Origin of the sequence: Pseudoalteromonas luteoviolacea DSM 6061 (assembly GCF_001625655.1) — a bacterium.
GTDB classification, from domain to species: domain Bacteria; phylum Pseudomonadota; class Gammaproteobacteria; order Enterobacterales; family Alteromonadaceae; genus Pseudoalteromonas; species Pseudoalteromonas luteoviolacea.
This window is the reverse complement of record NZ_AUYB01000112.1, coordinates 118,747-135,693: the sequence shown is the minus strand read 5'-3', so window position 1 is coordinate 135,693 and position 16,947 is coordinate 118,747. Positions and strand designations below refer to the sequence as shown.

20 protein-coding genes are annotated in these 16,947 nt (G+C 44.2%); 6 read left to right on the top strand and 14 right to left on the bottom strand.

Annotated features, from left to right (window positions below; all coding sequences use genetic code 11):
• Positions 1 to 556: 556 nt before the first annotated feature.
• Positions 557 to 2,173 (top strand): glycosyl hydrolase family 18 protein, encoded by a 1,617-nt coding sequence (locus N475_RS16070; RefSeq protein ID WP_063365583.1) that lies wholly within the window; start codon positions 557 to 559, stop codon positions 2,171 to 2,173.
• A 50-nt stretch (positions 2,174 to 2,223) separates the two neighbouring features.
• Here N475_RS16070 and N475_RS16065 read toward each other — a convergent pair whose 3' ends face one another.
• Entirely contained in the window at positions 2,224 to 3,540 is a 1,317-nt protein-coding gene (locus N475_RS16065) for a trypsin-like serine protease (RefSeq protein ID WP_063365582.1), read from the bottom strand.
• 374 nt (positions 3,541 to 3,914) lie between these two features.
• On the opposite strand from N475_RS16065, the gene N475_RS16060 reads away from it, so the two are divergent.
• The 3 genes from N475_RS16060 (at position 3,915) to N475_RS16050 (ending at position 7,157) form a co-directional block, all read left to right on the top strand.
• Complete coding sequence (locus N475_RS16060) at positions 3,915 to 4,880, top strand: GlxA family transcriptional regulator (protein ID WP_063365581.1); 966 nt, start codon at positions 3,915 to 3,917, stop codon at positions 4,878 to 4,880.
• Complete coding sequence (locus N475_RS16055) at positions 4,880 to 5,851, top strand: DJ-1/PfpI family protein (protein ID WP_063358529.1); 972 nt, start codon at positions 4,880 to 4,882, stop codon at positions 5,849 to 5,851. Before N475_RS16060 ends, N475_RS16055 begins: the two co-directional genes overlap by 1 nt.
• Before the next feature lie 163 nt (positions 5,852 to 6,014).
• Positions 6,015 to 7,157, top strand: a complete 1,143-nt coding sequence (locus N475_RS16050) for a hypothetical protein (RefSeq protein ID WP_155730958.1) — start codon at positions 6,015 to 6,017, stop codon at positions 7,155 to 7,157.
• Between the two features lies 1 nt (position 7,158).
• Here the strand turns inward: N475_RS16050 and N475_RS16045 are convergent, their stop codons facing one another.
• Positions 7,159 to 7,965, bottom strand: coding sequence for an AraC family transcriptional regulator (locus N475_RS16045; RefSeq protein ID WP_063358558.1), 807 nt, complete (start codon positions 7,963 to 7,965; stop codon positions 7,159 to 7,161).
• A 74-nt stretch (positions 7,966 to 8,039) separates the two neighbouring features.
• On the opposite strand from N475_RS16045, the gene N475_RS16040 reads away from it, so the two are divergent.
• Together N475_RS16040 and N475_RS16035 are read left to right on the top strand one after the other, a co-directional pair.
• Positions 8,040 to 9,224, top strand: a complete 1,185-nt coding sequence (locus N475_RS16040; protein WP_063365579.1) for an MFS transporter — start codon at positions 8,040 to 8,042, stop codon at positions 9,222 to 9,224.
• 81 nt (positions 9,225 to 9,305) lie between these two features.
• A complete protein-coding gene (locus tag N475_RS16035; RefSeq protein WP_063358526.1) occupies positions 9,306 to 9,752 on the top strand; it encodes a hypothetical protein in 447 nt (148 codons plus the stop codon).
• On the opposite strand, the gene N475_RS16030 is transcribed toward N475_RS16035, so the two are convergent.
• The 12 genes from N475_RS16030 to N475_RS15975 all read right to left on the bottom strand — a co-directional run bounded on the left by N475_RS16030 (position 9,732) and on the right by N475_RS15975 (position 16,947).
• Positions 9,732 to 10,004 carry a hypothetical protein gene (locus N475_RS16030; RefSeq protein ID WP_063358525.1) on the bottom strand — a complete coding sequence of 91 codons (273 nt, stop codon included), beginning with the start codon at positions 10,002 to 10,004 and terminating at the stop codon, positions 9,732 to 9,734. The two genes, N475_RS16035 and N475_RS16030, sit on opposite strands and share 21 nt — an antisense overlap.
• A gap of 9 nt (positions 10,005 to 10,013) precedes the next feature.
• Positions 10,014 to 10,193: a RebB family R body protein gene (locus N475_RS16025; protein ID WP_063358524.1), complete on the bottom strand. Its 180-nt coding sequence runs from the start codon at positions 10,191 to 10,193 to the stop codon at positions 10,014 to 10,016.
• Positions 10,194 to 10,284: 91 nt separating this feature from the next.
• Entirely contained in the window at positions 10,285 to 10,566 is a 282-nt protein-coding gene (locus N475_RS16020; RefSeq protein ID WP_063358523.1) for a RebB family R body protein, read from the bottom strand.
• A 34-nt stretch (positions 10,567 to 10,600) separates the two neighbouring features.
• Positions 10,601 to 10,843 (bottom strand): hypothetical protein, encoded by a 243-nt coding sequence (locus N475_RS16015; protein ID WP_063365578.1) that lies wholly within the window; start codon positions 10,841 to 10,843, stop codon positions 10,601 to 10,603.
• Between the two features lie 5 nt (positions 10,844 to 10,848).
• Complete coding sequence (locus tag N475_RS16010) at positions 10,849 to 11,229, bottom strand: RebB family R body protein (protein WP_063358521.1); 381 nt, start codon at positions 11,227 to 11,229, stop codon at positions 10,849 to 10,851.
• Positions 11,230 to 11,380: 151 nt separating this feature from the next.
• Positions 11,381 to 11,677, bottom strand: coding sequence for a hypothetical protein (locus N475_RS16005; RefSeq protein ID WP_063358520.1), 297 nt, complete (start codon positions 11,675 to 11,677; stop codon positions 11,381 to 11,383).
• 103 nt (positions 11,678 to 11,780) lie between these two features.
• Positions 11,781 to 12,050 (bottom strand): RebB family R body protein, encoded by a 270-nt coding sequence (locus tag N475_RS16000; RefSeq protein WP_063358519.1) that lies wholly within the window; start codon positions 12,048 to 12,050, stop codon positions 11,781 to 11,783.
• Positions 12,051 to 12,100: 50 nt separating this feature from the next.
• Entirely contained in the window at positions 12,101 to 12,367 is a 267-nt protein-coding gene (locus tag N475_RS15995; protein ID WP_023401227.1) for a RebB family R body protein, read from the bottom strand.
• Positions 12,368 to 12,405: 38 nt separating this feature from the next.
• Positions 12,406 to 12,690 (bottom strand): RebB family R body protein, encoded by a 285-nt coding sequence (locus tag N475_RS15990; protein ID WP_063358518.1) that lies wholly within the window; start codon positions 12,688 to 12,690, stop codon positions 12,406 to 12,408.
• Between the two features lie 73 nt (positions 12,691 to 12,763).
• Positions 12,764 to 12,982 carry a RebB family R body protein gene (locus N475_RS15985; RefSeq protein ID WP_063358517.1) on the bottom strand — a complete coding sequence of 73 codons (219 nt, stop codon included), beginning with the start codon at positions 12,980 to 12,982 and terminating at the stop codon, positions 12,764 to 12,766.
• 94 nt (positions 12,983 to 13,076) lie between these two features.
• Positions 13,077 to 14,567: an AraC family transcriptional regulator gene (locus N475_RS15980; protein ID WP_063358516.1), complete on the bottom strand. Its 1,491-nt coding sequence runs from the start codon at positions 14,565 to 14,567 to the stop codon at positions 13,077 to 13,079.
• Between the two features lie 319 nt (positions 14,568 to 14,886).
• Positions 14,887 to 16,947 (bottom strand): glycoside hydrolase family 97 protein, encoded by a 2,061-nt coding sequence (locus tag N475_RS15975; RefSeq protein WP_063358515.1) that lies wholly within the window; start codon positions 16,945 to 16,947, stop codon positions 14,887 to 14,889.

Below are 16,947 nucleotides of genomic sequence, written 5' to 3'. Positions count from 1 at the left end.
GTCGCACTTATTATCTGAAATTAGGTGAAACAAAAAAGAATGACTTATTATGAAAAATCATCCCGCTAAATATTTTTTATTACTTGGTGCTTAGCTTTTTTGGCTTTTTTCTATATTTAATTGGCTTAATATTGGAATGGCTTTTGATTGGTTAACCCCTAATTACTGCTATGTATATAAATGCTTAGGCCACGTAATATTTTAGGATGGGTTTATTTTTAACTTTAAATCTTCATATTGAATTTGTTCTAGAAACTCATTTTATCGTTGTATTAAATTCGAACTTAATCGGTGAGTAGTGAATACTGCTTTTAAATGGGGAGAGCTTCTTCCGATAGAAATAGATAGGCAATCAATATTCTTCATTAAGCCTATGATAAATTTAAGTAAAGTTTTGATGTAGGCGTAACTTTATAATCTTTCATGTTGATTAGTGCAATTTTGGATGGGTGATTTTTATACAGTTTGTTAGTCTGTCGATGGGTGGGTTTACAACTGGATAACAGCTAGCCAAATCCCACCATCAATTGCTAGCTAACAACATGGAAATAAAGGTATGAAAAAAACGTATTTTGCAGTATTTGCTGCAATAGGCGCGATAAGTGCGCCGACAATCGCCGCAGATTGTTCTGCGCTCACCAAGTGGCAGTCAGGTCAAGTTTACACTGGTGGCATGGAAGTTCAGCATGACGCATTTAAATATACGGCAAAGTGGTGGACGCTAAACCAAGATCCTGCGCTCAACTCAGATCCCAGCAATGTGTGGCGTAATGATGGACGGTGTGAACCAATTGGAACGCCATTGCCGATCATTAGTTTGAACGCTCCGCTGGCACAAAGTCGTCACATTCTTTCGTCACCTGTGGCCTTCAGTGCTACAGCATCGCATCCCAGCAATGTACCGATTCAGCACGTTGAGTTTAAAGTCGATGGAGTCGTCATTGCAACGGACACAACTGCACCCTATGAAACGACTTGGTTCGCAGCGGGTTTAGGAGAACACTTGGTTGAAGCTGAGGTTGTAGATGAAGCCGGTGGACGAGCAACGACTGGCATGCGTACGATCTCTGTCGTAGTAGATGACATCTTAGTGCCGCCAACTGGATTTAAAGTTGTTGGTTACTTCCCAAGTTGGCAAGGTCAGGTCGCGGACATTCAGTTTGATAAACTAACACATATTAATTATTCGTTTTTACTGCCAAACGCGGATGGTTCATTACAGCCGCTTGAAAACCTGACAAAAATGCAACAGCTTGTCACAGCCGCGCAGGCAGCGGGTGTGAAAGTTGGGATCGCTGTAGGCGGTTGGAATGGCGGTGATGACAGTGCTTTTGAAACTTTTGCTAGCTCGCCACAAGGGCGCGCTACATTCATCCGCAACTTGATGGCATTTGTTGAGCAGTATCAATTAGATGGGGTCGATATGGATTGGGAGTACCCTGATCCTGGCGCGTCAGCTAACAACTATGCATTGTTGATGAAGGAGCTTAGTGTTGAGCTTAAAGCGAAAGGCAAATTCTTAACTGCAGCGGTGGTTGCACTTGGCTATACCGGTGGTGGCGTATTGGAGTCTGTTTTCAATGATGTCGATTTCCTAAACTTAATGGCCTATGACGCGAATAATGGCGACCACGCTAATTATCAATATGCAGTGGACTCAATTGCGTATTGGCAAGGTCGCGGTTTGAGTAAAGAGAAAACGGTTTTAGGTGTGCCATTTTACTCACGCCCAACATGGCAGGCCTACCGAACACTGGTTGCTCAAGATGCCGCGAATGCTTGTCGTGATACGGATGGCACATCTTACTACAATGGTATTCCAACAATTCGAGCTAAAACCCAATTGGCGTTGGATACAGCTGGTGGCATTATGAACTGGGAATTATCCCATGACACATCTGGACCAGCCTCTCTTTTGACAGCTAAATGGGAAGTTGTACAAGGTTTAACGCCGAGTTATCAGTGTGATGGCAGTGGTGGTCCTACTGAGCCAACGTGTGCAAGTTTGCAGATTGATCCGAGCCAATATGTGGCTTATCCAACCTTACCTAATGGAGATCATGCAGCAGCGGGCCAACGGGTGAGTCATCAACAAGCTGTATATAAAGCAAACTGGTGGACGCGCGCGAAGCCAGGAAGTGATCAAAGCTGGCAGTTAGTTTGTAAGTTTTAACTGTAAAAAGGCCGCAAATTAAGTGCGGCCTTTTTGCTTATACAATAGGGTTACTTAGTGCAAGTTGGGTCGGCACCAATTACTTTCCACGGGCCGTATAAACCAGACTCACTTGGTACGTCACCGCGAGTCCAATATTTTGCTTCGTACTCTGTACCGCGGTATGTAACGCGATCTGGTCGTGTATAGACAGTGTCTTTATTCCATGTGCCTGTACAAACGTTAGAGCCATCAGTGGCTGTTGCAAAAACACGAGCTACGTAAGTTGTGTTACTGCCATCAACCTTGAATGTCATGCTCACTTGAGCAAGACCAGTTGTGGCTGCACTGAACTCGATGCTTACTTTACAGCTCTTATTTTGTGTAAGCGTACTCGCAGAGCAAGTGTCTGAGGTAGTCACTAGTCCTTGAGTATTACCTTGAGCTGCTATGTTAAGCTGATTGAACGTAAAAGTTGGGCTACCAGTATTGGTGACCGTAAAGGTATGCTTCACTCTATCACCGATAACAAAGTCAGCGAGCGTTTCTTGTTCTTTGTAACCAACACTGACAGGAACTGAGCCATCTTTCACTGACGATATCCATTGGCCTAATGCTGCAACATCTGCATAAACACCATACTTGTCAGGTCTTGCGCAGCCAATTCCCCAGCTTACAACGCCCAGTTGCACAGTTTGACCACCAGATTGCACTACGATCGGGCCACCGCTGTCACCACTACAAGAATCCTTCTGGCCTTGGGGGTAACCTGCACAGAACTCGCTCGCGCCAACATTGCCATAGTGGCCACCAGACTGACGACACACAGCGTCAGACACGAGTGGAACATCCACTTCATAGAGGTTCGTTGGACGCACACCGCCTTCTTGTAAGCGGCCTAAACCTGCCACCGATAACAAGTCACCTTCACGCGCATAATAGTCGATAGAAGACTGAGCCAAAGTAACACTTGAGCCGATAGTTGGAAGTCTGGAAAGTTTCAGTACTGCGACATCATTATGTAATGTCTGGCTATTATATTGAGGATGTGAATGCACTTGCTCAACACTGATGCGATCCCCGTCGTTGCCAGCTAAGATGAAGCCCGCAACTTTAACATTAAGGGATTGTGCGGATTTATTGCGAACACAATGCGCAGCAGTTAAAACGTAACCGTCCCCAATGTAACTACCACCACAAAATGCGGTTGTGCCATTTGAACTTAAAATTTGTGTATAGAACGGCCAATCTGCTGTATTTGCAGGGTTACCGCCGACAATCGCAGTGTCCAAGTCACCAAGTGCCATAACGGAAGTACTGGCCATAATACTACTGGCCAGTAATGTGCGTCGTATAGCGCCTCTTAGAGAGTGTGTTGTTCCTTTCATGTTGTACCTTTTCTGTTCACTTGTTAGAAAACCTAAAGATACATCCAAATGTTGCCAAATGTATAAATAATGTAACTGAAATAATTTCAATCGTTCCAGTGTTATTTTTTTAACCACTTGAAAAGCATTGTTTTGATATATCATTCACGGTATTTTTTGAGCAGTGGTGTAAAATTTTGTTTACTTTTCATTCGGTTGGCTAGGCAGTGGTTACAGGCTAATTGACACGCTAGGCCAAGACAATTAGATGATAGCAACATGATTTCTGCCATGACTTTTCCTGCCCACTCAATATTATGTCCTTTTTAGACAGTTTTAAGTCCTTAGGGACGTGAAAGTGTTAGGGTATTCTGAAAGGCATGAGGAGGTGCTTTATGTCACAAGTCGTTGGTTTTTTTATTTATGACGAGTTTCAAACTGTTGATTTAGCTGGGCCACTAGACGCATTTGCGGTGGCCAATGATTTACTTGCGCCCGAGTTGGGTTATCAATTAACGACATTGGCAGGTGATGCAACTCCCGTTCGTTCAGAAAGTGGATTGCGGACGATGGCTGACACCACATTGGCTAATTGCGCCAAGGTGGATACCTTAGTCGTTATAGGAGGAAGAGGATGCCAAGCCGTTATCGCAGATCAAGATCAAATGGCGCAATTGAGGCGTCTTGCCGGAAACTGTAAGCGGGTGGTGAGCATTTGTACGGGGGCTTTTGTGGTTGCTGCAATGTGGCCAAATCGCGCACTTAAACTGGCTACTCACTGGGACTTTGCAAATAAATTGGCGATGCAATTTCCACACATTGTGGTCGAGTCAGACAAGTTGTTTGTTCAAAGTGAAGAGGTATATTCATCCGGCGGGCTCACAGCAGGGATCGATTTAGCATTGAGCCTAATTGCACAGGATCATGGGTCAACCCTTGCACAACGCGTAGCGCAGTACATGGTGATGTATGTGCGTCGAAGTGGCGACCAGCGACAGTATTCTAGTTTGCTCTCTGTGCAACAAACGCTTTCGCAGCGTTTCCAAAGCTCTATCGAGTTTATCCAAAACAATATCGACAAGCCCTTATCGCTGGAAATGCTGGCTGACGAAGCCTCGTTAAGTCCTCGACATTTTAGGCGGGTATTTAAAGATAAAGTGGGTGTATCACCAATGCGTTTTGTACAGCGGCTCAGACTTGAAAAGGCGAAAGATTTATTGTGCAACTCAGAGTTGTCAGTCGTGCAAATAAGTTCACGTATAGGTTTCGGCTCACCATCCTTATTAACACGCAAATTTACCCAAGAATATGGGGTCAACCCAACTCAATATCGTGAGAATTTTACTATGGAGATTAAGTAATGAAACAAGTAATGGTGCTATGGCTAATGTGTTTGTGCTGTATGCAAGTTAAAGCTCATTCTACGGACGACAATGCGTTTCATGTTGGGGTTCTATTGTTTGAGGGGGCACAAGCGATTGACTTTGTGGGGCCAATTGAAGTTTTTGGGCAAGCAGGTTTTCGCATCACAACACTTAGTAAAGATGGTGAAGCAATAACAACTGCGATGGGTTTGCAAGTAACACCTCATCAGGCATTTTCTCAAGAGTTACAATTGGACGCGCTGTTGATACCCGGGGGCAACGTCAACGACCGTTTACTCAACGATGTAACTGTAGCGCAATGGATTAAGGCGCAAAGTAAATCTGCACGATATGTAATGTCGGTGTGTAATGGCGCATTTATTTTGGCAAATACAGGGTTATTAGACGGTTTGCGTGCGACGACAATAGAAAAGGCGTTTAACAGCTTTGAGCACAACTATCCTAATGTAACTTTGGCACGAGATAAAAAGTTTACGGACAATGGTAAAATCCTGACCACGGCAGGGTTATCGTCGGGTATTGACGGGGCTTTGTCTCTTGTCGCCAAAGTGAGTGGCGCGAAGGTTGCGCGCACGGTTGCAGCAAAAATTGAATATAATTGGCAACCCAATGGTGGCTACATACGCGGCAAAATGGCCGACCGTGTATTACCACAGTTTGACAACTTGCCGAAAGATGTAGCGCTACTATCCCGTGTCTTTCACTATGGTGATGAAACCACCTGGCACAAGGGTTATACCTTTGGCATTGACGAGTCCAAAACCGAGCTGTTATCCACATGGCTCAACCAGCAAATGACTAACGCTGGGTGGCAAAAAGCAGGCGCAAAAAATGCCTTGGCTTGGTCAAATAATGTAAACAATACAATCTGGTTATTGCATGTCAGTCTAAAAAGGACCAGTGAGACAGAATTGACAGCGCACCTCACTTTGACACAACAAATTTAACCGTACAGTGCGATTGGCAGCAATTTAGCTGGCTTTAAAGTGTTCGCTTCGAAACATGAGAGCTCACGCGATTTACCCTAAAACTACATTGTTTTGACGCAGCATGAGTGCCCATTAATTGATAATTTTTTGCCACATTAAATTTTGATTATGGGCAGTAACAGTGAAACGAAAAAATGTCAGATTAAGCACATGGCTGATGATATTAGGGCTCGCGATGAATGGGGCCGTTTATGCAGAAGCTCAAAGCAATACACTGAGTCATGAGTTTAGTGGCTCAGTACTGTTCAGTGACCAATTTATGCCAAATGGGCAACGCACTGAGGCTGCGTATTCAGATGAAGTAGTGCGCGAAAAATTGTACTCGGTAGACTTGGAAAGCACTGTTCGTAAAGGTTCAAATTCGGTGTTTATGTGGCTCGAGTATAGCCGTAATCCGCTCGACAATGGCATTTCATCTTTATTTGCCAATACCAATGAAGATGCCGGGACAACCGAAGATGGTGCGGGTACAAGCCGTTTACAGGTCTCCTCTTTATACTGGCAATATGCGCTGCCTGATAACATGAGTTCAGTACTGTTAGGCCTTGCTGAAGTGAGTATGTTAGTGGATACAAATGATGTAGCCAATGATGAAGTTGGACAGTTTATGGCGGCTGGGTTTGTTAATAATCCCGGGATAGATTTTCCTGATTATGCACCTGCAATTCGTTATCAAGGTATGAGTGCGGATGAAAAATGGCAATGGCGCGCACTGCTTTCAACCGCCAAAGGTCTTGCAGATAATGGTGGTAACTATACCGATACACTTAGCCAAATAGATGGGGGAGAGGGCATATTTTCCGCTTTAGAAGGTCAGCGTCAATTAGCCAATATGACTACTTTGACATTGGGAAGTTGGCATAATAGTGATACCAAACGCCACGGCGTATACAGTGCGATTTACAAACAACTGGGTAATTTGCAGTTGCATAGTCGCCTGAGCCATAGTCGCAGCTACAAAAGTATTGTAATTGAGGAGGATACACCGCCGAGCCAGACTCAATTCGCAAGCCTTGTTGCCGAATATAAATATCAGGCATTTACCTTTGCTTCAGGTATGAGCTACCTCAGCCATGAATGGACGGATGGTAGCTCTATTAATACGCGCATGGCTGAGTGTTATGTCCAATATAACTGGACAAAGCACCTGCATATGACTTTTGCGACACAGTGGCACGACGGCGTCATAAATGACGATATTAAGAAACCAATTTCTGCAAACTGGCAAAACGTGATGTCGCTACGTACCGTTCTATATTGGTAGCTTAGAGTTTGGAGTACTGTTTTGGCGGTACCCCAAAGACCTTCTTGAAGGCACTGTTAAACGCGCTACTAGATTCAAATCCAAGTTGCTGGGCGATAATCTGTTGTGAGTGTCCAGCATTGAGCATTTCTACGGCGCGCAGTGCTCTTAGTTTTTGCTTCCATTGACTAAAGCTCATGGCAAAGTTTTTGTGAAAGAGCCGATTTAGTGTGCGACTAGATGCACCCACTTGTTTCCCCCATTGTTCAAGCGTTAAAGGGCTGCCCGGGTTTGCGTACAGTTCTGCCACAATGGGATGTAGACGCGGATCTTGCGCACTGGGAATAAAAAAGTCACTGGTGGGAGCCAATTCTAACCGATCAATAAATACATCAATGAATCGATGAGTTTTTTCATCGAGCGTATAGTCTTCTGGCCAAGTACATATTTCTAAAATCATCGCTTTGAGCAAATCATTAACCACCAAAGATTTGGCAGTGTTACCTAATAGTGATTCATATTTTTGATCAATATATACACTACGAAAATGTCCGCCGTATCGACAATAAGTCTCGTGCGCCACATTTGGGGGGATCCACAGTGCTTGCTGTGGTGGGATAACAAACGTGCCCTGTGGTGTAAAAATGGTCATCACGCCATTATTGATGTAGGTAAGCTGCCCCCAGGCATGACTGTGCTCTTGAACATGCTCCCACTCTGGCATAGTTGAAGCTCGAGGGAAGACTGGCCTACCTAAAGAGGTACGCTTAAAGCGCGACTTTACATGTTGCCAAGATTGATTTGTCTGTTTTGATAAATTTTCTGTCATATATTTAAATTTTGGCCAACAAAAATTGAGCATATACTAATCAAGCTTTTCTCTCAACGTGCTTAGGATAGTGAATGAACAAACGACGTTTTTGGCAAATTACACCCACTCCAATGAGTTTTTTAGTGCTGGCAACCATAGTTATGGCGATGGCATTTGCTGGCTGGACAGCCATGTTAAATAACTTTGCAGTGGAAGCGGCTGAATTCACTGGGGCGAATATGGGAATGCTGCAATCACTGCGCGAAATCCCAGGCTTCTTGGCGTTTACAGCGGTATTTATTTTATTAGTTTTGAAGGAGCAAACATTTGCCGTGATCAGTTTGTGTTTGCTCTCAATCGGTGTTGCCGTGACTGGCCTTTTCCCAACAATATATGGTTTGTATGCAACCACGGTGTTGATGTCTATTGGTTTTCATTATTTTGAGACACTCAATCAATCCTTAAGTTTGCAATGGTTTAAAAAGGACGAAGCAGCAGAAAAGCTAGGTCAGCTTTTATCGGTTAAATCGATGGCTGCCTTGGCAACGTTTGCGGTGATTTGGGTCGGCTTTAGTGTGTTCCAAAGTGACTATATTTGGATGTACTTGTTGGTTGGTGGTGCAGGTCTATTGGTCACGCTGTTTCTTGCCTTTACACACCCGCAATTTATTGAATCTGCACCGCAAAATAAAAAGCTGATCCTACGAAAAGAATACAGTTTGTACTATTTACTGGTGTTTTTTTCAGGTGCTCGTAGGCAGATTTTTATGGTGTTTGCAGGCTTTTTAATGGTCGAAAAGTTTGGTTATGGTGTCGCTGAAATTACCGCGTTGTATATGCTCAATCACGTTATTAATATTTTCTTGGCACCGAAAATTGGGAGTTGGATTGGCCGTATTGGAGAGCAGAAAGCGCTCACTGTAGAATACATTGGATTAATCTGCGTATTTGTTGGTTATGCTTTGGTAGAGTCAGCAAATTTAGCTGCGGTGCTGTATGTGATAGACCATATCTTCTTTGCAATGGCAATTGCATTGAAAACCTATTTCCAAAAAATTGCAAAGCCTGAAGACATTGCCGCGACTGCCGGTGTCAGCTTTACCATCAATCACATAGCCGCAGTTGTCATTCCGGCCAGTTTTGGTGTGGTGTGGCTTTATGACCAGTCATTGGTATTTTATTTTGGTGCCGCCTTGGCTGCGTGCTCTTTAATATTAAGCCAGTTTATTACACCTCACCTACGCCGAGTAAATGCGATACCTGCGTCCGAGGTTTAACATTATTAAGCAGCAGTTCAAACGAGTTTCTTAAGGACCAAATGGTTAGTCTGTCACAAGACATTGTTAACCAGGTGGTCCATGCTCACTTCTTCACAACCTACTATTACCTTTATGGTATTCGCATACATACGCATTAGTCGAGCGACTGATTCATTAGGTTTACCTGCAATCCATCCTCTATACCACCGCCATGCTAGTTTGGTGTTGAGAAACAATGTAACTGAAAGTTGGTATGCATACGGTTTTGGATTTTCTGGGTTTAGTGCTGAGCCAATTCCGAGAAAAGAAAAAGTATTTGCACGGGAGCTCATTGTGAAAAAAATGCCCACCACCAAGGTGGATAAATTGTTTGATACGTTGAACCAGAGTAAGGCCGCAGATTACGATATCGCCAAATACAATTGTGTTGATCATTTAATTGAGGGATTAAAAGTGGTGGGTAAGCAATCTCGGCTTTTAAATCACTATCAATATATGAATAAGGGGTGGTACAAACACAGCATGTTAAGGCGTAAAGTCCTTTAATATCTTGGCTGCCTTTGTGCCCACCTCAGAAAAGTTCTCCGTACCTTTCGTCATTGCTTTTTGTGCTTCCTCAATGACTTTGACGTACTTAGGATCGCCTGTTGCAAGGAGCTGCGACAGAGCGACACCGATGGCGGTAGTTGTAATCGTGCTCAAGTTTCGCAAGTTGTCCGTCGCATCTTGTACCGCCATAGAGGTCGACTGAGCAACGGCTTGTTGGGCTTTGATCAGTGCTGCAGTTTTGTCTGCCATAGTAACTTATCAACCCTGTGCTAGGATCAATGCGCAGGCAGAAGATACAGAAGCAGACGTGTACGTCTGAGCGCTTTGCTGCGCAGTTACTGCATTTTGCATCATTAGTCCCACAGTATCGGCGAGTGCAGAATCACTTAGCTGTGAAATAATCTCTTCAACACTGGGTCCACTATTTTTGTCCGACATAGCTTTTGACCTTTTAAATCAGGTGGTTGCCAATTAAGTAGAAAATCAATGTTTGAACAGAGGCATTGAGTGCCTCTGTAGTGTGGCGTAATTACTGACTGCCATCTTTTTCTGTAATAGCCGCTGCGGCGCGTCCAAGTACGGCACTGCCCACGGCGCCCAACGCATTGACACCCTGGATCGTGGCTGCCTGAACTGTAATCGCTGCCTGTTGTTGAGCATTGGTGGCATTATTGCCGGCATTTGACAGTGCCGCACCCATGGAGGCGTAGAGGTTACCCATCGCCATTGCTGGGTTGTCTGCGAGCACCTTGGTGTTTACCTGGGTAATTGAGTCAGTAATTTGTTTGTTTACTGCTGGATCTTTAGCCATCGCTGTTTCCTTTTAAGTTTAATGTGTGGTGGTGTTAGCCAATAAGCTGGCTATTGATTTCATTTAGTGCGTCGTTGATCTGTTCTTCAACAGCTTCCAGTTGTTTGGATACTTCTTGGTTCACACTGTCGGCTTTTGAGAATGGTGCAAGCGACTCGAGTCGTTGATCGTTTTCTGCGAGTAAATCCGCTACTTCTTGCTCCTGTTTATCCGACAGAGCTTGGATCTGGGCCATATGTTCTTCATAAAGTGCGCTGTACTTGGCAAGTGACGTCATGATGTTTACTCCGTATCCGGTGTTTCTTCGGGGTTAGTTGGTTGTTCTTTTGGTGCGGACTGCTTGTTTTTTCCGAAACGAAAAAGGTTAAAGCGAGGTTTTTTCTCCTTTTTGTTTTGTGCCTCTTCTTTAGGCTCGGCAACCATTGCTTCTTCTGTAGGCTCTTCTGCTGGTGGCTTATTCTTATCTGCTGCCTGAGAAGAATTAGGCGTTTTAAGTAACCTCGCACAGGCGTTAGTGATCGAAGCGGCCGTGGTCATTTGGGCATGCTGTTGGCTAGTTACAGCGTTGTGCATAGATAGCCCCAATGTTTCTGCTAAGGTGGTTTCAGTCATGCTGGTCGCTTGTTGCGAAAAAGGCACACTGTCTTTGTCCTGCTCACTCATGATTATGTCCTCGTTTAATTCAAACTGATTAACCGCTCAACTACTGAGCAATAATTGCAACTAGAATACGAGTGTTGGCCGTTTTAAAATCGGGTAAAACAAGATTTGATTCGGGCTTTTTTAGGATTTTGGGGGCAGGCCCCCAACACGGTTATTCTTCTTGATTTTCATGTAATACAGTGGCAATTTTTTCTCCAACAGCACTGAAGTTATCAGCGCCACGGCTGACGATAGATTGGGCATCTTCAATAATTTTTGAGAATTTATCGTCACCGGTTTCTATGTATTGAGACAGTGCAACACCGATTGCAGTTGTGCTCAATGTGTTGAGATTGCGCAGATTGTCGGTAGCGTCTGATAACGCCAAAGCTGTAGATTGCGCGATTGACTGTTGTGCACTTTGCACAGCTGACTCTGCGGCGTCAGGTGCACTATTTAGGTTGTCCATGAGTTGCTCCAAACATTAAAAAGCCCTTAGCGGTCTGTGAGTCACTAAGAGCTTGGTTGGGATTTGTGGATTAGTATCCTGTGTTCAAAAAATCCAAATCCAATTAAGCGTCAGGCTCGATGATGTCTTCAGCACTGCGACCAATTACAGATGTACCGATTGACATGAGTGAGTTCACGCCTTGAACTGTAGCAGCTTGCATTGTAATTGAAGCTTGCTGCTGAGCAGCTGTAGCATTGTGCGCAGCATTACCTAAAGCTTGGCTGGTAGACATAAGCAGGTTGCCCATTGCCATCGCTGGTGTTTCACCAACAACTTTAGTATTCACCTGAGTAACTGAATCTGTTACCTGTGCATTAACTGTATCTGCCATGATTGACTCCTGTTAGTTTTAAAAGTGGATGTGCGTTAGCGAGTCAGCTATTAGCCTTTCTCGATGATACCTTCAGCACTGCGGCCTACTACTGAGCTACCGATAGACATCAGTGAGTTAACACCTTGTACAGTTGCAGCTTGCATAGTGATTTGTGCTTGTTGTTGCGCTGAAGTCGCGTTGTGCGCAGCGTTACTCAAAGCCTGGCTGGTAGACATTAAAAGGTTGCCCATCGCCATTGCTGGTGTTTCACCAACTACTTTTGTGTTTACTTGAGTAACTGAATCTGTGATTGCTGCGTTTACTGTATCTGCCATGATATTTTCCTCGTTAAATAGTTAATTAATTGGCTGAATTAGCCTTTGCTAAGAATTTCTGAACTGCCACGTCCAACAACGGCTGTGCCTGTTGACATGAGTGAGTTAATGCCTTGCACTGTTGCTGCTTGCATGGTGATCCCTGCTTGCTGGTTGCCAGTTGTTGCATTTAATGCTGCTGTGCCTAATGCGTGACTGGTAGACAGAAGTAGGTTGCCTGTACTTGATGCAGGTGTTGAGCCTGTGACACTGGTGTTTACCTGAGTGACAGAGTCTGTCACTTGGCCATTTACACCACCTGCTGCACTTGGTGCTGCTGCCATAGTGTTTTCCTTCTATTGGTTAGTTATTGGTCTTCAAAGACCGTACGTTTTAGCCAAAACCGCTGGCAAAAAACTATTTAGACGCCTTAGGGCCCATGCTCAGCAACATCTCACTTGCCAGTGCCGTATTGGTCTTAATAATGGCGTTGTGTTGATTTTGTGCGAGCGTGGCATTGTGGGCAGCATTACCTAAAGACTGAGCGGTAGCTTGCAATAACATATCTCGTGAGAGACCCGGTGCCTGCTGTGCTACCAATTCATTCAGTTGCTTTAGTGCTTCAATGTCTGCCATGTTGTTACCCGTCGTTTTCAATACAGCCAGTTTAGGCACTCTCGGCGATAAATAATCGGCTCAATATATTGAAAAGTAGGGCTAAATTTGGCAGTTATGGCTGTTGACGTTTTTTGTATTCCCGAGGAGACATTTGGGTATAGCGACGGAAGATTTTCTCAAAATGACTGAGATCGCCAAACCCGACTTCCATACACAGATCGGTGATTCGTAAGTTGGGGTTCTGTTCAATAAGCTGGCAGGCTTTTCGGATCCTTAGCTCGGCAAGAATTTGTTTAAAGCTGCGTTGTAGTGCACGTTTAAATAAATATGACAAGTGCGAAGAGCTCACATAAGCATTGGCCGCAAGTTCTTTGAGGGATATATCGCGCTGCCAGTGTTCCAATATGTATGACAAAGCTTTTTGTAGGCTAGGATGATATTTATTAAAAGGAGTCAAATCGCCCGACAATAAATATTCCACGCAGTGCTGTGGATTTTGTGCCAGTGCGCTCGTTTTGGCTAGCTCAGGATAGATATCTACTAAGGTTTGCTCGCTGATATCATTTTCCTGTGCAAGTGTAAAAGTACGCAATAACACTTTTTCCAACTCAGCAAGATTGTTGGGCCAGCGATAGTTTTTTAGAACTGACTTTGCTTGTTCAGTCAGCTGTTGTTGTGGAGAAAGTTGATATAGCTCTGAAAGCTGTTCAACCAGAATATAAATGTCGTCTGGTCGTTCTCTAAGGGGAGGGATCTGAAGACTAAAGAAGTTGAGCTTATGCCATAAGCTAGGTAAAAATCGCTCCTGTTCAACCAAAGATTGAATGTCTGACTCACTGGCACTGATAATGCGAATACGCTGTAGATCAATTTTACTGGTGTAGCTGGCGCTATTTTTACTCTGCGTGGTGAGTTGCTCAAGTAGGTACTTTTGTTGTGTTAAAGACAGGGCGTCAATGTGACTGAAAAAAATACACCCTTGATTCATGGCTGTATTGACATGATGTAGTTTTTTAGCAAAATCCTGTTCATCGCAACTGGCACAATCAATCTCATAAAATGGGTGATGTTTCGCATAGCTGCTAAAGTGGATCGAGCAGGCGACATCAACGACCTCGCTGCCTGATTCAGCTTGGATGTGAACGGGACATAACTTGGCGGCGATCCGCTCAATGGTTTTTTCCAAATTTAATATTTGATCACTATAGCCTTGTAGCGATGCTTTTTTCCCAAGATATTTACTTGATAATGCCTGAATTGCATTGCGTTTAACCAGTATACCGATTTGGCTTGAAAGCAGCGAAAGTTCTGATTGTGTCGGGCTGGGGAGGTCGTGTTTCTTCAATAGGTTCAAAGCCCCAATGCGTTTTCTCTGGTAAACGATGGGATAGCTTTGATGACCATTATCTTCTAAGTTATTTTCTTGATTGAAGACGATATGGGTCTTCAGCTGTTGTGTTCTGTCTTCAACTTCTAAAGATAATTGTCTGAGGGTGTTTTCAGAACATCTCGCGTTGAGGTAGCGAGTAAGAGATTGAGTTAGGGGTAGTTGGTTTTCAATCGCATCTGATGGTGAGATAGCGCTTAGTGTTGATTCATTCATCGTTGACTCCAAAGCAATAGTAACTTTTGTCTCGTGAAAATCCTTTCAAAGTAAAAAGCGCAACAATTCGCTTTTTACAAACCTGGAAATTTACAAACAAGGTGATTTAAGGCTGTGGATACAACTTAAGTAATTTTTTTCGTTTTCAATCGGGGTAAATTACGAACTATTAATTACATATTATTACGCAGAGGTTAATTTAACGTGTAATTGAGCGTAATTTATCTGTGTGAGCAGTTAAAATGGCTCCTTAATTTGTAGGTTGAAAACGAGTACTTGTAAAGAAAAAGGAGCCGTATTTAGCTCCTTTTTTGCGTAGTTAAAGTGCTTTAAAGCGGATTGCCGTGCCCCCGCTGGTTGCGAGGTTAAGTGATAGTTTATCTTTGTGTGTTACTCGCTGTTTTTTGATGGCTAAGTCGTAAGGGTTCTGCTGCCAATTGGCATTTTCACCATCTTGATAAATTTGCGCTTCATAACGCTTTCCCGGTGACAAGAAGTCTAGAGCCACGTCAATTTGACGTGCTTTTTCATCGGTAATAGCACCTAGATACCAATCTTCACCTGTATATTTGCCACGCGCGCGCTCTTGTCGAGCAAATACCACATAGTCACCTACCTCACCAGCAAGCGCGATGCTTTGCTCCCAATCCGTTGGCACGTCTTTGATAAACTGGAATGCACCTGGCCGCGCTAAGTAGTTCTCGGGGAGATCGGCGGCCATTTGTACTGGGCTGTATAGCACCACATAAAGGGCCAATTGTTTTGCCAATGTAGTTTGCGGGCGATTCGTTTTGTCACCTAAGCCATTAAAGCCCATGTTAAATATACCGGGTGTAAAATCCATTGGACCAGACAGCATTCGAGTAAACGCGAGCATAGGGGTGTGCTCAGGTGGATTCGGTGGCGTGCCCCAAGCATTAAACTCTTGGCCTCTGGCTCCTTCACGGGTCAACCAGTTTGGATAGGTGCGACGAAGGCCAGTGTCTTTGATTGGTTCATGGGTATTGATACTGATTTTGTATTTGGCAGCTAACTTGATATTGTCTAAATACTCATTGACCATAAACTGGCCATCATGCCATTCGAATCTCGCATGGCCGCGTTCATCAATACGTTTGATGTTTCCACCGTCAGCAACATAGCCTGTTTTTACCTGCGTAACACCCGATTTTTCATAAAGCGCAAATGCGGCTTCCATTTGATTGCGATAGTTACTGACATTACCAGAGGTTTCATGGTGTCCAATTAGACGAGCCCCCACTTTGTCAGCATGTGCTTGGATTGCATCCATATCAAAATCTGGATAGGCTTTTGTAAAGCTGAACACATCACCATTAAAAAACCAGTCTCCATCCCAGCCAATATTCCAACCTTCGACTAAAACGCCATCAAAACCATGCTCTGCTGAAAAACTTAAATATTGTTTAGTTCGCTCTGTGGTTGCGCCATGCTTGTCGCCACTGCCCCAGGTGTGTTTGCCAATATGCATACCCCACCAAATCCCCGTGTATTTACCTGGTTCAACCCAAGACACATCCCCCAACTTGTTGGGTTCATTGAGGTTGAGGATCAGGTGGGAGTTTAATAAATCTTTTGCTTGGTCGCCGACTTGTATCGTCCGCCATGGCGATTTGAATTGGCCGTTTGTTTTAACTGCGATACCATCTGACCAAGGTGTTAGGTCACTTACGAAGGTGCCTGGCCTGCGCTGGTTAAGCGTCATTCCCGCATAATCGACTAATGCAGCTTCATGAATGCTCATGTGTATGCCGTGTTTATTTTTAAATGTAAACGGGGTATGTACGTGCGCGGCGTCGTGCAGTGGTGTGGTGTTATAAGTATATTCGTATCGATTCCAACCTCTTGCTGGGATCCACCATGCTGTGCTGTCTCCACTGTCAGCAATGCTAAATTCTGTTAGCTCACGGGTAATGTATCGCGCATTAGTTTTGTTTACTTCGTAGCGAAATCCAAGACCGTCGTCAAATACGCGTATGCGCATGCGATACTGGTTCACCTTGGTGGATTTGTCTGCAAAGGTGACCAGTAATTCGTTGTGATGATCTACTACCTCTCGTGTTTCTCCCCATGGTTGCTGCCAAGTGTTATGACTATTCGCACGTACAGTGTTGCTGATGTACATGTTGTCACGCATTGAGGGCGCGCGGGCAAAGTCGAAGCCTAAGGAAGATGGGTTGATAATAGGTTTGCCTTGAAATGAAACCTGATATTTGGGCTGATTATTGTCATCACGGATTGTAAAGGTCAGCTGTTTGTCTGGAGATTGCACGCTGAAGCTGGCGGCGTGTGCTGTATTGAACTGTGCGAATACGCCCGCAGAGAGGCTAATCGCAAGACAGAGTGAACTTGGATAACGCAT